A 16,571-nucleotide genomic window follows, 5' to 3' on the forward strand; every position below is an offset into this window, starting at 1 on the left:
AAAACACTTTTATTCATTAAAAACTGTAATGTATGAACCAACTTCAACCACGCGTTCGCTTGTTTTCTGAAAGACATGGTCTGGCCCCCGAAAAAGCACCCTACCAGGAAGATTCGCTGGACGATGAGCTGCGGCACGCCTTATGGAATGCTGCATTCAAACACATTTTTTTCCTGTTCGAGCCCGATGTCAAGGAAGAATACAAACACCGTACTGCCATCTATCGTGCTATCTTACTCGACTTTCATTGGCACGGAGCACATTGTGTAGAAGACGAATACAAAGATGAAGAGTATGACGAATTAATCGGAGGCGTTCAGGAGGTGTATTATGATGATGAATGGAACAAGGTGTTCGATTTCATCGAATTCATGATCATCCTGGCTTCCCAATACGAAATAGATGTACTGGCCTTTATCGAATCCTGCAATGCTGCCCTTGAAAAGGAATGTTCGGTATACCGGGTGGTAGACGGAAAATTGATACGCGCGTGGGAACCGCCGTCGCCGTCACAGAGTTAATGATAGTAGCAACTTCTCCAGGGTTATTTTAATTATTAACTTAAAGAAACAGCTATGATTTTAAGTGTGCCTTTCCTTCAGCAACTCAAAGAAAGTTTCATTGAACAACTCGATGAAACGGAGCAGCAGGCTGGCGACGAGCTGGATTATGCTGACAGAAGGATCAACTATTGCCAGGATTTTATGGAGCAACTAAAGGAGTTGATCCAGACCGGGGAATTCGACGATGAAACTTCCGAAGTCTTTTTCTTTAAAGAGCTAAAATCCTTCGCGTGGGGCCGGCAGATCTTCTACATGAAAATGTACAAAATGCACGCACGCCTTCTTACCGGTTGCGCCTCCAAAGAGAAAGAGCAACTGATGGACGCTGTGGGCAAAGAGATCACTTTTCTGGAAGAACATTACGACCTGCAAGCCTACCACCATACCGGCATGCGGCATTTTGACCGGCTCTATTTTACACGCGGCGCATTCGACTGGAAGACCTGCCTGGATCCCTTTCAATACGACAGCGGCTTCTCTACGAGTGCCGATAGTACGCTGGCAGCAGTAATGGCTTCAAGCGATTTCATTCATTACTTGGGTAATCTACTCCATGAGCCTCCCTTATTGGCTCAAACCGAAGCTGCTAAAAAAAAACGAAAATTAAAGTGGGCCTGCTCACGCGTCGATTTTGTCGAATTGGTGTACGCGCTTTGCATAGCAGACTGTTTCTCCCACACCAGCATCAAAGAAGCCATGGAAGTTTTGTCCGACGCATTCGGCGTCGACCCTGGCAATTTTTACAAATCCTTTGACCAGGTTAAAGGCCGCGTAAAGGAAGTCGCCCGGTTTCTCCGGAGTCTCGCAAATACCCTCGAGCGACATGTAGAAACGGCCATTGGCTAAGTCATTGATAATTCCACACAGGCAATCCGTAGCCTATCTATAGATACTTTCAGCGCAATTTCGTATGACAACTTTCCTCAGGCTGTACCGGGCAACCGGTGCAGCTTTTTTTATGCCCATACCACCCGGAAATCTGATCACCTGTTGCAAAGAAAAAGTAGTACTCCATCCATATTTCATCTATAAATATAGTTGCGCATATACCCCAGCTTTGTGATTGTAAAAAAACGAATAGTATGACACACGCAGCAAACATACCCGAACTTGATGGCAACCTGGTGGTACCCGTATTTACCGAACAGGGTACCCTGCTAGCCTGCCTGTTGCCTGCGCATAGCCTGGATATGCACAGCAGTTTCCCTCTCATAGAGGCCTTGTTCAGGCAATGTGCAGGCAATATGCAGGCAATAAACAAGTTTAGCGACATGCACCGGGAAAGCAGTCCGTACGAACGTACCCTGCATACTCCCGCTATACATACCGATGTTCACAGTTGGGCCGGCCAACTATTACAATCACTTAAAAAACAAATCAAAATGGCTAACGAACAACAAAAAGGGGTTGCCTCCGACAGGATACTGACCGATCCAGCCTTCGAACGCACCCGGGAGAACATGTCGGAATTTGGCAGGTCGGGCAAAGCAGCCAGCCTGCTGCGCGAGATCTTTCGCGACATGACAGTCTACGCAAAGGACCAGGTGCTTCAATCGAGGCTGCTCAAATTCTTTTCGCAGATCATTTCAACTGATGGTATCAACAAGCGTGGCGAACGCACCATTGCCAATGGGGACCCATCGCTGCTAAAAGGATTCAACTTCAATCAGCGAACAGGTATACGCGACAGCCTGTACGCAAAGTGTCCGGTTTCCATCAATCGTACGACAGGCGTAGCACAGGTGACGATCCCTTCTTTCGTTCCCAACATAATGGTGAAAGCACCGAGAGGTACCACTCATTATCGCATTGTAGCAGGAGCAACAGCGGTCAACTTCGACACAGAACTCTACAGCTATATGCGTACAGATACTGGGGAACTTCCCTGGGGTCAGTTGCCTACGACCGCCAGCAACCTGTTGCTGAACTTCCCGGCCAACTCGCCAGACACGGTGATCGTGGCACTCAGTATTGAATTCGGTCAGCAGGTAAATGGACACAGCTATCCTTTGAAAACCACCAGCGCAAATGCAACCACTATCGTGGCAGTGGACAAACTGGTACTCCCCGGCTAAAGCAACACACTCAACCATCGTGGAGCGGCCAGCCCGCAACAGGCTGGGAGAGGCGCCAGGGACCGGCTTACCACTTCTCCTGAAGTAAAGGTCGCTGTCATTACAACGACCATCAAACAGAAGCCCGTCGTCCTTGAGCGTCTACCACCTGACCATTACCCAACGGTTCGCCCTGGTGGGTTCGTGCCCCTGCATGCCCGAAGCTTCCATGCAGTGTTCGAGCTCACCCTTTCCGGTTGGCGCCCTGTGCGCAGGGGTGCTGACCGGTAAGCCGCGGACCGGAAGGATGGGAGAGAGGCCTGATTAGTAGTTTGGTATCGTTATTCTTAACCAGTCAATCGTTCTTTATGAGTAATATCATCAACCGCGTGCAGAACAAAACGCCGAAGTTCTTCAAACTGCTGCGCACCATCGGGATCTCTCTGGCAGCAGCCAGCGCCGCGGTGTTCGCGTCGCCGATAGAACTTCCCGCCATTGTCAACGAGATCGCAGGCTACGTGGCGGTAGCCGGCAGCGTGATGGGCGGTGTAAGTCAAACTGCGGTATTGAACGAGGAAGAGTAGGGTTTGCATTTTTCAGAGCGCCTCCGTATGGGGGCGCTCTTTTGGCGAGTGCAGTATGGAAGGCTGTACTGCGATTGAACGGTTTAATACGGTTCAAGCATGAAAAAAGTGGCTTGCACCGTTATCTACAAACGCATCCGATAAATGTTAATAACTCATTATACAGTCTTAAGGTATATGATCAATTTATCCCTTTACTTTGCGCCCCCATTGCAGGATTGATACAGTGGCTGGTGATGAGTTGCCTGGATGAATGGCTGCACATTTATCGGCGATTTCGACACACTTATCGGTTATTCCTGCACAGTTACGAGGTTGTGCTAGGTGCATTGATTGGAATTACTGTTCTTTGTGTTCACTATTTCCAGCACTACCGCTACCCTGGGATTCATTTACATGATATACTAATAATTACCTCACCTAAACCCGGTTGCGTTTATGGGATTACCATATGCGTATAGAAAATTTTGTGCTGCTTTAAAATTCAAATTCATGGATTTACCTGTTTTTGAATGTTTGATGTGCCCGCAACTCCGCGCCGGCCTGGTTTCAATCTTTATTTTCCTTTGTTCAACTTGTTATAGTCAATCCGATAACCAATTACAAAATCCGGTTTTCGGGGTTCATTATATATTAAATGATTTCAAATCGGCCCAGGCAATTCAGGCTACTTCTTTGCGAACAGCCTTGCGCAATAAGCAATTCGGTCAGTTGCGGCATATGTCGCAGGGACTCGCCTTGAATTATTTTACCGGAGTGGGCCGGCACTTCGATCTCAGTTCCACGTTAACCGGCTCTTTTCCCGACTATGCGGTTAAAAACAATTCGCAAGCCGGGAAAGGCAGCCTGCTCATTGAATTGGACGCCTCCATCAGGGCCAGGCTATTTAGTTGCCGGTATTACGTGACTCCCATTTTTCAGGCTGGTGTCGGCGGGTCATATTATAAAGGATACTGGGGAGGCTTTATTCCCCTTGGTATAGGATTACAGGCAGAAATAATACCCGAAACTTTCCTGATAGCCAATGCCCAATACCGAATGGGTATTGGCGATAAAGGAAGTCATCATTTCTTCTACAGCATTGGTCTGGCCGGCACCATAGGCAAAAAGAAAAGCCCAGCCAGGGCTGTTCCTCTGCCGCCTACGCCTATGCCTATCCCACCATTGGATGCTGATGGCGACGGCATCGTTGATAGTGCAGATCATTGTCCGTTTCAAAAAGGGCTGGTGGTTTTTCATGGCTGTCCAGACCTGGATGGCGATAGTATTCCCGATAAAGATGACCATTGTCCGCACGAAAAAGGATTGCTTAAATACCAGGGCTGCCCTATACCCGATACAGATGGCGACGGCATTCATGATGAAGCCGACAAATGTCCGCAGCTGCGGGGCCTGGCAGCATACCAGGGTTGTCCGCCCCCGGATGCTGACAATGACGGCGTTCCCAATGACCAGGATAAGTGTCCCGAACTTGCGGGAACAACCGGCAATCAGGGGTGCCCTGAAGTGCGGGACGACATTCGAAGGAAGATCAATGTTGCGGCGCAGCATATTTTCTTCGGTACGGGGAGCGCCACTTTGCTTCAAAAATCTTTTAAATCGCTCGATGAGGTGATCAAGGTCATGACAGATGACCCACTCATCAAAATAGATATCGAAGGCCATACCGATAATATTGGTACAGCGGTCAGCAACCTGTTGCTAAGCCAACGGCGAGCTATGGCAGTGAGGACTTATTTTATTAATAAAGGAATAGCCGTAGAGCGCCTTAGCGCCAGCGGTTTTGGGGAGGATAAACCAGTGGCGGATAATAATACGCCCAATGGTCGAACAGCCAACAGAAGGGTAGTGCTGAACCTGCGCTACCAATAGTGCTGTCGTTTTTTATGTTGCACAGTTATTGCCGATTTCGACGCACTTATCGGTCAAAACTGCACACTTACGGGTTTGTGCTTGTTGAAATAAAAGGATTGCCCGTTATTTGTGCCCGCAACTTACGAATAGCAACTCCCCACTTAGCGATTCACTTACCGTTATGACATTGTTGTCATAACCCCTAATCATTATTGTTAACTCAACCTAAACCGGCTGCGTGTATGGGACTGCCATATCCGTATAGGATATCATATTGTTTAATCGTTCTGTTGATCAGTGTGCTGACTTCTGTCGGCGTGATGGCTCAACAGGGTGGCACGGTTGATACCTTGAAGAAGGCTCCCAGGTCCTCGCATACGGTAAGCGATACGCTACGTTCTGTAAAAGACTCCACGGTTAAGGCTGTCAAGACGCTTGCAGGTTACCAACGCAGCCAATTGCAATCAACGCTCACCCCTAAAAAACAAGAACTCACTTCTCTTCCGGGTAAGGCAACTGCTGGTTTTACAGATTCCAGCGGACTGAACTTTAAGAAAACCTTTAAAGGTATTTTGAAGGGCAAGCCTTCTTTATTACGTGACGACTCGCTGCGTATCAGCCTCAAAAATCCCTTCAATGATCTGCTGAAGGCCAAACCCTTGGTTAAACTGAACAGTGGATATGTTAGCTACCAGTTCAACTACCGGTCGGCCATCGATACCCCCTTTGTAGAGAAAGATATTACACAGCACAATTTAACAGGCCACTTAAATGTATCGGTGGCGGGTCACCTGCCCGTGCGGGTTACCTTTTGGTCGCGCCAAAGCAATTCGAGTGTATTTCGGGATATTACTGATGTGCAGGCCTCTTTCGATGGTGCGGCCTTTCAGCAGCAGTTACAGAGCAGCCTGAAGAACCGCCTGATGGTGCTGGCGCCCAGCCTGCGCGACTCGCTGGCTGGCAGACTTTATGCGTTGAAGAAGATGGATCTTAACGGCCTCAAGTCTGATCTGCAGCAATTTAAGCCACAAGACCTCGCCGAAGCGCATGAGATAATAAATGTACCACGTATTACCTGGAACCCTCAGTTGCCCGACAGCCTGAACCGGGCGCGGGAAGACTCGCTGAAAGTAGCCGCCAAACTACTGCTCGATCTGTATGGTAACACCAAGGGCGCCTATGATAGTTTGTCGAAGAAGGTGGACTCGCTGAAGACGGTGTATGATGAGAGCCTGGCCAAAGTACAGCGCTTCAAAAACATGCTCAACGGTAAGTGGGACGAGCTCATCAACACCCGTCAATGGACGGACCGTTTGAAAGACTATGGCATGAGCAACGTGCAGGTACCCGCTAAATACCAGTGGCTGATGGGGCTGCGGCAGTTCAGCCTGGGACGGAATGTTTCCAACTACAGCGAACTTACTATCAAGAACACCAGTATCAATGGTATCAATTTCGAGTACAATTCCTGGTATTACCTCGCGGTGACAGCCGGCCTGGTCGACTATCGCTACCGCGATTTTGCCATCAATGGGTTTAATAAAAAGCCCCAATACTTTGCGATGCTACGGGCAGGTGTTGGCCGGCTGGAAAACAATTATCTTATTGCTTCGGTTTTCCAAGGGCAAAAACAGTTGTTCCCTTCCAACGGCTCTAAGATCTCCAGCATCACGGTTACGGGCATCAGCCTGGAGGGACGTATGCGGCTCAACCCCACCACTTTTGTAACGGCTGAAGTGGCTAAGTCTTTATCCCCGGATTTTCGTCACACGCCTTCACAAGGAAGTACCAAATTGTCGCTCGGCGACAACAGTAATCTCGCTTATGCTTTCAAAGCACAATCGACTTTGCCCGCTACGGGCACCCGGTTGGAAGGCTATTATAAACATACCGGCGCCAATTATCAATCCTTCAGCAGCTTCCAGACCAATGCGGCGCTGGAAAGCTGGAGTGTAAAGGCAGAACAAGGTTTCTTCAAACGCAGGTTGCGTCTTACGGCTTCGCTGCGAAGGAACGAATTCACTAACCCTTTCCTGCAACAGGATTACAATAGCAATACGGTGTTCAAAAGCCTTACCGCTTCGTTCCGCATGCGGAAATGGCCGGTGATCACGATCGGTTATCAGCCGATGAGTCAGCTGACGGCTATCGATAGTCAGGTGGTGGAAAATAGATTTCAAGTTTTGAATGCTACCGGATTTCATACTTACAAGCTGGGTTCGTTCCGCACGGCTTCCACGCTGGTGATCGGTCGCTTTTACAATACCAGCCGCGATACGGGTTTCGTGTATTACAATGCCACCAATGTGTTCTGGGCGCAACAGTTCTTCTTCACTGCTTTTGCCGCGCAGACGTCGGTGTCGTTTACGCAGAACTCGGGTTACCGACTGGTGGTGCTGGAGGAGGGAATTCAATTGAATCTTAAAAAGCTGGGTTCGGTAGGCCTGGGTGTCAAGATCAATAACCTCAATGATGAGGTCTTTAAATCGGGCGCCTATGTCAATGCCAATATCCGGGTCTATAAACAGGATTTTATCACCTTGAGTTATGACCGGGGTTATTTGCCGGGCTTTCATAAAAATCTAGTCCGCAACGAGATGGCAACGGTTCAGTTTGTCAAGAGTTTCGGCTTTCAATAACACAGTAACTAAGTACTATGAAGAAAATATATCTGATGAGCTTATGGCTGCTGGCCTTTCAGTTGGGTTACAGCCAGGTAGTGTTGAATCTGCAGCTGCCGCCAATGGGATTAACGATCAAACCGCAATTATGGAACCTTTCGCTGGTGAATACTTCGAAGGTGAACATGGAAGTGCGGATCGAAATGGTGATGACCAATGTTACGACCAACCAGCGGGTGCTCACGGGTACCTCCAAATCGGTGCTGTTGATGAAGGGCATCAAGCAATTTCAGCTGCAGGACCTGATGCCCATCACCTACAATGTGGGAAGTGGCGGATATGGAATGGATCCATCTCCGGAAGGCTTTTTGCCAACGGGTGTGTACACGATCTGTTATTCGGTGCTGGCCGTGCAAAATGAAGGGGTCGAAAAGATCGCCGAGGAGTGTGAAACGATCGAGATAGAACCGATCAGTCCGCCCCAGCTGATGATCCCTATGGATGAAGAAAAGGTAGAGATCACCCGCCCTTTCTTTGCATGGATACCGCCATCGCCAATCGCTACTTTAAACTCGATGTTGTACGATTGGGTGTTGGTGGAAGTGCAGCCTACGCAAAGTGCGGCGGATGCGGTGCAGCAGAATGTGCCGCTGTTGAGCCGGTCAAATCTTTCGTTCACCAATTTTCAGTATCCCTTATCCTCGCCAGAGCTTGACACATCGAAGCTGTATGCCTGGCGGATTACCGCCAAGAACAACCTGACGCCTGTCGGGAATAGTGAGGTATGGAGTTTTAGAGTGAGGCTGTTTGGCTTCGACAGCACCCTTATCAAAACCGGTGGAGAATATTTTACCAAACTCAGGAGAGAAGAAGATGCGGCCTATATCATTTGCTCCGGCGTTTTGCACTATGAGTACCTGAACGAGTTGAATGACACGCAGGTCTCTATCAAGTTATTTGATATCAGCGATGCGCAACGTAGAGAAATTGGACTCGACTCTGCGAGCAGGCCGGTGCAGTTTGGTCAAAACTTCAACCTGCTCGATCTGCGCCAGCTTTCGGGCATGAAGGATAAACATATGTACCTGCTGGAAGTCATGAACGCCAAAAGAGAGAAATGGTACCTGAAGTTTGAGTACCGGGAGTAATGGTTTTCTGATATATGGATGAAGAAGATGAGCGCAGGGCGATCGGGCAGGATGTGCTTCCCCTGTGGCAGTCAGTATAATTTAATGAACGATTTAGTATTAACTACAGTATAAACAGCATTTCATGATAGTTTCCCTTGTCCGATACCACAAACCGATTGCCTGGTTATTTACGGGCCTCTTTTACCTGGAGCTGGTACTTACCCCAGTGGCGGCCAACGCGGCTATGCGGAAGTCGATACCGCTGCCGCACCGTTATAGTGCTCCGGCTGCAGACAATCTGCGCATGGCAAAAGCGAACAGTCCGGCCAATGGCCTGTCTGCTTTAAGCCTTTCTGATCCTTCTGCAGCCATCGAGCCGAAGTCGGCTTCCGCTACCGGGGTAACTACACCAGCTTCTGCTGTGGCGTTGACGCCGCTGACCGGATCCGTTTCAACGGGGCAGCAAGCTCCTGCTGCTGTTCGCCAGCCATTTACAACCGGCCCCACGCAACCGGAGATGCAGAGCTTTCAATCCGTGAACGCCAGTAATATGGTGGACCTGTTCACCGGAGATTTCTCGTATAATATTCCTCTTTTGGATGTAGGTGGTTACCCGGTGAACCTGCACTATAGCAGTGGTATAACCATGGACCAGGAGGCCAGCTGGGTGGGGCTCGGGTGGAATATCAACCCCGGCACGATCACCCGGAACATGCGGGGATTGCCGGACGACTTCCAGGGTAAGGAAGATGCCGTGACAAAAACAGTGAGCATGAAGCCGAACAAGACTTTTGGCGTTACCATCGGTGGCAACATTGAGCTGCTGGGTAAAAGTCAGTTTGCCGGGGCAAGCAAGGTTGTTGACAGCTCGAAAGGCAGACTGGGTTCGCTGGGGGCATCATTCGGATTGTTCCACAACACTTACAAGGGATGGGGCACGGAAACCGGCCTCAACGTGAGCATCAACTCCGGTTTGGGTGCTGCGGGCGGGCTTACCAGTTCTTTGTCTCTGACCAATAATTCGCAAAGCGGCCTTGATATAAGCCCTTCTTTCAGTTACCATATGGGAAAAAATGAAAGCAAAACGAGGGGGGAGATTTCCATAGGCACCAATTATAATTCGCGGCTTGGCATACAGGAGTTACAGATCACCGGGCAGGTGAGGCAGCATATTTTCAGTTACCAATCGCAGAGTAAAAGTACAGGCGTTGCGCTTCCGTCCTATATTTCATTTGCAAAGCCTTCATATACACCAACAATCACTGTTCCATATACTTCAAACCAGCAGTCTTATACTGCTAAAGTGGGTACGGAACATTGGGCCCTGCACCCGAACGGTTATATGCGGGGATATCTGTCCAAGCAGGAAATTGATCCGAAGGACAGAGAGCTGGCTGTTCCTTCATATGGGTATCTATACTACGACAAAAAAGGAGATGACGCCAATGTGCTGCTGGACTTTAACCGGGAGAAGGATATTTCCTTTAACCAGGAGACGCCGCATATAGCGATGCCTATTTATACATATGACACCTATTCGATCAGTGGTGAAGGTACGGGAGGCATGTTCAGGCCTTACCGGGGGGATATTGGTTTTGTGCACGACCATATCATGTCGACAAAAAGCAAAAGCGACCGCCTTTCAGTGGATATTGGCCTGGGTACGGTGGTGCATGGCGGAGTAGATTTTACGCATAATGACAGTAAAACCACCAGCGGACCATGGTTGAATGATAATCATTTGAAAGATGTGGTCCGTTTCAGGGCGCAGGATGCCAAATTTGAGAACGTATACTTTAAGAACCCCGGAGAGAAAACTGTCGTCAATAGTACATTTCTCAACAGCATTGGTGGTGATAGCCTGGTTCGCGTTGACCTGTCGCCCCTGAATGCACAGCAGCTACCGACCTTCCAGGCGACGCGTAACCTGTCGGTGTTCAGCAACAGCAAGCTGGCGCGCAAAGTGCCCATTACCGATACAACCTATCGCCGGGAGCGTGACAAGCGTACGCAGGTGATCTCTTACCTGACTGCTTTCGAAGCTTCGAAAGTGGGGTTGGATACGATGATCAAATCATTTGGGTTAAATCAATTTCCCGGAAACACCTGCAGCCCCAGTTATAGCCTGACCCACCGGGTGGGATCGATACGCAAGGCCCATCACCTTTCGGAGATCACCGTTTTGAATGGAGACGGCAGGCGTTATGTATATGGTATTCCTGTGTATAATAAGTCACAGACGGAAGTAACGATGTCTGTGGACAGAAAGGGAAATGCCAGTACAGGGCAGGTTGAATACAATGAAGAAGAAAATTCAGTCGACAATAAATCCGGCAAAGAGGGATACTACAACAAGGAGTTAATGCCGGCTTATGCGCATTCGTTCCTGTTGTCGGGTATTTTATCGCCCGACTATGCCGACCTGACCAATGACGGTATTACTGAAGACGATAACGGCGAAGCCATTAAGTTCAACTATACACAGATCTATACGACCGATAATCCATACCGGTGGCGGGCTCCTTATGGCTCCGTAGCTATGCAGGCGGCTTACAATGAAGGGCTGAAGACGGATTCCCGGGATGAGCGCGCCAGCTTTTCCTACGGCGAGCGTGATGTATGGTACCTGAACTCCATCGAGTCCAAAACAATGGTGGCCACCTTTGTGGTGGAGACGGACTCGTTGCGCCAGGATGGGTTTGGTGTTAAGGGACTGAATGGGGAGCAAGATCTTACTCAAAAATTGTACAGGCTTAAACAGATCAACCTGTATACCAAATCAGATTACTTAAAGAACGGCACCAACGCCAAGCCCATCAAGACGGTTCATTTTGGCTATAGTTATGATCTTTGCAAGGGTAACCCGGGATCTGCCAATACCGGCAAACTGACGTTGACGAAAGTTTGGTTTACCTATAATAAGAACAACAAAGGTGCGTTGAACCCCTATGTATTCAAGTACAGCGGTAAAAATCCAGGATTTGCGCCCGGGCAGGCCGACCGGTGGGGCAGCTATAAAAACCCCGCTAAAAACCCCGGCAATGGCACCGCGCTTACCAATGCGGATTATTCGTATACCCTGCAGGAAAGCACTACCTGGACTGCAGACAGTGCGGCCGCCTATGCGGCTCCGTGGACGCTGACGGATGTGACGCTTCCTACGGGTGGCAATATCAAAGTGAGCTATGAGAGCGATGACTATGCTTATGTGCAGAACAAGCGGGCGATGCAGTTTTTCAATATTGCCGGTTTCGGAGCTACACCAACGGGTGTTATTACGCCTAATCTTACTAAATGGGGCGAGACAGAGGACTACTTCCATGTTTTCATTAATCTCAAGGACGCCGTAAGCTCCAGGGCTGATTTTGAAAGAAAATACCTGGAGGGAGTAAATCAGCTCTACTTTAAAATAGCCGTAAATGTACCGGGGGATACCTGGGGCAGCGGTTATGAGTTTATTCCCTGTTATGCTGAAATAGAGAATTTTGATATCAAGCCTGGTACTGAGAATAAAACTGTCTGGATCCAGGTGAAAAAGACGCCGGAAGGATACAGCCCAATGGCAACAGCGGCAGTGCAGTTCCTGCGACTCAATCTTCCGAGTAAGGCTTATCCCTTCTCCGAACCAGGTGACAATTTCAACCTCAAGAATGTATTGGGTATGCTGGCTTCGGTGGCAGCAAATATCAGGAACACGGTTGCCGGCTTCCCGGCGGCCGCGCGCCGTGGTAACCGCATGAATGTGGTTGAAACAGATAAATCCTTTGTGCGGCTCAATAACCCGGTGTACAGGAAGTTTGGTGGTGGGCTGCGTGTGAAAAGGGTAGAGGTGAAAGACAACTGGAAAAAGATGACGGACTCTGCGCAGGTAGAATCGACCTATGGTCAGGACTACACGTATACTACCGAAGTTAAGGTGGACGGAACGCCGGTGACGATCAGCAGCGGGGTGGCCAGTTACGAGCCAACCCTTGGCGGTGATGAAAACCCATTCCATGTTCCCCTGAAAGTGTGGAAGGAGAAAACAGGCAAATTGGCGCCTACGGATTACCTGTATTCCGAAGAGCCGTTTGGCGAAACCTTTTTCCCGGCCCCGATGGTGGGATACAGCAAAGTAAAGGTCCAAACGATCCACAGGAAGAAGAAGTCGGCCAACGGATTTGATGTGTCGGAATTCTATACGTCGAAAGACTTCCCTACGATCGTCGAATACACGCCGATCGATAACGAAACCAAGAAGACCTTTAACCCGCCGATCAACAATGTATTCAAGTTCAATGCCCACAATGATGTAACCCTGTCGCAGGGCTTCAAAGTGGAACTGAATGACATGAACGGGAAGTCAAAATCGCAATCATCCTTTTCGCAAACCGATTCAGTTCGCCCTATTAACTATACTTATAATTACTACCGGCTCGAGAACGACAATGCTTTTCAACCGAAATTGTCGAACAGGGTGACGGTGGTCGATAGTGCGAATGGCGTGCTTCGTTCAAATGCAGAAATAGGCAAGGAAGTGGACATCATGATCGACCTGCGCGAACAGATCTCTGTGGCCGAGGGCGGTAATGTGGAAGCCAATGTGGACTGGGTGCATGCCTGGCCACCGATCTTCTGGTTCCCGATGGTGCCTTTGCCTACCAAGGAAACCAATATGTACCGGTCGGTAGCTGTTACCAAAGTGGTGAACCGATATGGTATACTGGATAGTGTGATACACCTCGAAAAGGGGAGCAGGGTCACTACCCGCGACCTGGTATACGACGCTGAGACGGGCGCTACTTTGGTAAACCAGACCAATAACGAGTTTGACGATCCGATATACAGTTTTAACTATCCGGCACATTGGGCTTATAGCGGTATGGGCTCGGCCTATAAAAATATCGGGGCGACCCTCACCCCAAAGACCGTTAAGCAGGGTATCATGTATAACCTGGACGGTAGCCTGTTTGATGCTGCCGGCTATTTCGAGAGCGGTGATGAAATGTTGGTGGCTGCCCGGGATGAGCGTAATAGCTCAACGACCGATGACTGCTCACCACTGTATTATATCTACAACAACAAAACCAGTTATAAGCGACTATGGGCTATTGACGCATCTAAAGGCTACCAGAACAAGAAGGGGGTTTATTTTATCGACACGGCCGGCAGGCCCTATAACGGCGAGATCGCGACCCTGAAGATCATCCGGTCGGGCAAACGGAATATGCAGGCAACAGCGCTGGGGTCAGTGACATCGCTTATAAGCCCCATCAAAAACGTGGGAGGCAAGGACCGTATCGTCATTGACTCAACGGCTGAAGTAATAGCTTCCAACGCGGTTCGATTCAAAGACCTGTGGAAAGTTGACAATGTGTGGAAGATGTATGATAGCTGTGTAACGGAATATAAGAGCTTCAGCGACGGAGAATGGTCGAACCGCCACATTAAGACCGTCGCCCTGCTTCGTCAGCATATAAAGGACAGGACGATTACTAACACGATCGACAATAGCTACAATAAGATTGTCGTCAGCTGGCAACGCTTTAATAAAGATGAGTTCAGGACCAGGAGCCTGATCCAGCTGGACCTTTCTGATGTACCCACAGGGGCTATTATTACCCATGCCCGACTGGATCTTTTTGGAGACCCTCCGAAAAATATGTGGCAGCACAATCCCTGGGTTAATCCAACTGTTTCCTATGAGGGCATAGGTGAGCGCGTTGAAGGAAGAGTGTCGCGGTATCCATTCGCGTTCTATGGGAATGAATTGAATTTTCCTTGGGTCACAGAGAAAAGCATCCATGATGCCGCCGGCACCACGGCACGCCTTCCTTGGCGTGGCTTTTTCAACAACTGCTATAATGATACCGTGAACATTACTTCCATTATTCAGAACATGCTCACGCTTTCTCCTGAATATCAAAGCCTTATTGTAAAGCTGGATACTGAAGCCCCTATGGGAGATGGCAAGTATCCCGTTCGTTATATGAGTTATAAAGGCAAAACGGCTGTGTGGAACCCCTATAAATGTAGTCAAGTCCCTTGCGTCGACGCCTGCGGAGCGTCGGTCATACTGAGCTACACTTATCCTGTCCAGAGATGTTACCAGGTATGCCGCTCGGAAGTGATCAATAAAGATACCCTGAACCCTTACCGGTATGGCATACTCGGCAACTGGCGGGTAGATACCGCTTTCACGTATTACGGCGCAAGAAAGCAATCTGTTACGGCAACCGCTACCAATATCCGGACAGATGGCGCTATTAAGGATTTCCTGCCCTATTGGAAGTTCAACTCCAGTAGTTTACAAGCCGCACCAGACTCTACCCGCTGGGTATGGAACAGCAAAACAACGCTGGTGAATGGTAAAGGCGCGGAAATTGAAAGCAAAGATCCACTCGGCCGCTACAATGCGGGACTCTATGGTTACAACAATACCTTACCGATCGCGGTGGCACAAAACAGCCGTTTGCGGGAAATAACCTTTGAGGGTTTTGAAGACAGGGATTACAAGAGTAATCCGTGTGTTAACTGCAGCGACAACGGCTGGATCAAGGCAAAGCAGGGAAGCATTTCGCCAAATATCAGTCATAGCGGCAGCGCCAGCTTCCGGGTGAATACCAACGGCCGGGATACTACAAAGGTTGCCATCGGTACAGCAGCATCGGACACCGTGTCTACCAAAGTCTCTCTGCAGGTTGATTCGATACCAATCGTGAAACAAACTGTGACGCCTAAAGGCAATGGTCTTCTTACACAATACGGAACATTTTATGCTTCCTGGGGGCGCAATATAAACAGGTGTGTGGGCCATGATATACCCTGGAACCAGACTGAATGGTCTTCCCAAACGGCCATATCAACCCCCAACCAGCAATGGCCGGAGAAAAAAGGGCCCGGGCCCCTTTGTGCGGGCTGGTACTATACGGTAAAGTGGACGGGCAAACTGCAACCGGAATTAAGCGGCGCATACCGGTTCAAAATCGATGTGGATGACGAAGTGGTCTTTAAAATAAACGGCGCCATCATCCTGGCGTATGAAGGAACTGGACCCAAAACTATTGAAACCACTACACGGGTCATGCTCAATGCCGGTCAGTTATATGATGTGGAACTGATCGTGAGAAACAATCGTGGTCCGGGTGGTATTAATCTGTACTGGGCAAAATCCTGGGTTGAAATAGACCATCCGGTGCCTGTTACTTCCTGGTACCAGAATGCGACGCAGGCCAACGGTTCGGTGGTTAATGATACGACCTGGTGTGTGAAATTCAGGAACCCGGTACCGGTGAACGCTATCCACCAGAAATTTACTCCTGTGCAGGGCAGTAAAATGGTGTTCAGCGCCTGGGTAAAAGAGGAAGTGCCTTGCGCGGCCGGCAGCAGCTACAACAGCGGCCAGGTACGGCTCACCTTCAACAACGGCAGTGGTGTAAGTTATGTGCTGAAGCCTAAAGGTAATATCATCGAAGGATGGCAGCGGATAGAGGAGGTCGTTGATATACCAGCCAATGTAACGGAGATGAATGTGTTCCTGGAAACTGGCGGTATAGCAGCCTATTTTGATGACTTGCGCATGCATCCTTTCAGCAGCAATATGAAGTCGTTCGTGTATGATCCCGTAAACCTGCGCCTGATGGCTGAACTGGATGAGAATAACCATGCTACCTTTTATGAATACGACGACGAAGGAACGCTGATCCGTGTCAAGAAGGAAACCGAACGGGGTATCAAGACGATACGGGAAACCAGAAGCGCCACTCTTAAACCTATAAACAATTGA

Annotated in this window: 8 protein-coding genes; all 8 read left to right on the plus strand. The window is 49.1% G+C overall.

Going from position 1 to position 16,571, the window contains the following annotated elements; translation table 11 throughout:
* Positions 1–32: 32 nt before the first annotated feature.
* The 8 genes from P2H89_RS08265 to P2H89_RS08300 all read left to right on the plus strand — a co-directional run bounded on the left by P2H89_RS08265 (position 33) and on the right by P2H89_RS08300 (position 16,571).
* Entirely contained in the window at positions 33–521 is a 489-nt protein-coding gene (locus P2H89_RS08265; RefSeq protein ID WP_275826141.1) for a hypothetical protein, read from the plus strand.
* 54 nt (positions 522–575) lie between these two features.
* Complete coding sequence (locus P2H89_RS08270; protein WP_275826142.1) at positions 576–1,409, plus strand: RteC domain-containing protein; 834 nt, start codon at positions 576–578, stop codon at positions 1,407–1,409.
* Between the two features lie 236 nt (positions 1,410–1,645).
* Positions 1,646–2,638: a hypothetical protein gene (locus tag P2H89_RS08275; protein ID WP_275826143.1), complete on the plus strand. Its 993-nt coding sequence runs from the start codon at positions 1,646–1,648 to the stop codon at positions 2,636–2,638.
* Between the two features lie 347 nt (positions 2,639–2,985).
* Positions 2,986–3,201 carry a hypothetical protein gene (locus tag P2H89_RS08280; protein ID WP_275826145.1) on the plus strand — a complete coding sequence of 72 codons (216 nt, stop codon included), beginning with the start codon at positions 2,986–2,988 and terminating at the stop codon, positions 3,199–3,201.
* Positions 3,202–3,876: 675 nt separating this feature from the next.
* Positions 3,877–5,073 (plus strand): OmpA family protein, encoded by a 1,197-nt coding sequence (locus tag P2H89_RS08285; RefSeq protein ID WP_275826146.1) that lies wholly within the window; start codon positions 3,877–3,879, stop codon positions 5,071–5,073.
* A gap of 281 nt (positions 5,074–5,354) precedes the next feature.
* Positions 5,355–7,694 carry a hypothetical protein gene (locus P2H89_RS08290; protein WP_275826148.1) on the plus strand — a complete coding sequence of 780 codons (2,340 nt, stop codon included), beginning with the start codon at positions 5,355–5,357 and terminating at the stop codon, positions 7,692–7,694.
* A gap of 17 nt (positions 7,695–7,711) precedes the next feature.
* Positions 7,712–8,824, plus strand: coding sequence for a hypothetical protein (locus P2H89_RS08295; protein WP_275826150.1), 1,113 nt, complete (start codon positions 7,712–7,714; stop codon positions 8,822–8,824).
* A gap of 124 nt (positions 8,825–8,948) precedes the next feature.
* Entirely contained in the window at positions 8,949–16,571 is a 7,623-nt protein-coding gene (locus P2H89_RS08300; protein ID WP_275826152.1) for a PA14 domain-containing protein, read from the plus strand.

Origin of the sequence: Paraflavitalea sp. CAU 1676 (assembly GCF_029223285.1) — a bacterium.
GTDB lineage: Bacteria > Bacteroidota > Bacteroidia > Chitinophagales > Chitinophagaceae > Paraflavitalea.

What these genes read in the sequence shown, in the direction of transcription:
- P2H89_RS08265 (WP_275826141.1), top strand. Translation starts at nt 33, where the DNA reads ATGAACCAACTTCAACCACGCGTTCGCTTGTTTTCTGAAAGACATGGT.
- P2H89_RS08270 (WP_275826142.1), top strand. Translation starts at nt 576, where the DNA reads ATGATTTTAAGTGTGCCTTTCCTTCAGCAACTCAAAGAAAGTTTCATT.
- P2H89_RS08275 (WP_275826143.1), top strand. Translation starts at nt 1,646, where the DNA reads ATGACACACGCAGCAAACATACCCGAACTTGATGGCAACCTGGTGGTA.
- P2H89_RS08280 (WP_275826145.1), top strand. Translation starts at nt 2,986, where the DNA reads ATGAGTAATATCATCAACCGCGTGCAGAACAAAACGCCGAAGTTCTTC.
- P2H89_RS08295 (WP_275826150.1), top strand. Translation starts at nt 7,712, where the DNA reads ATGAAGAAAATATATCTGATGAGCTTATGGCTGCTGGCCTTTCAGTTG.
- P2H89_RS08300 (WP_275826152.1), top strand. Translation starts at nt 8,949, where the DNA reads ATGATAGTTTCCCTTGTCCGATACCACAAACCGATTGCCTGGTTATTT.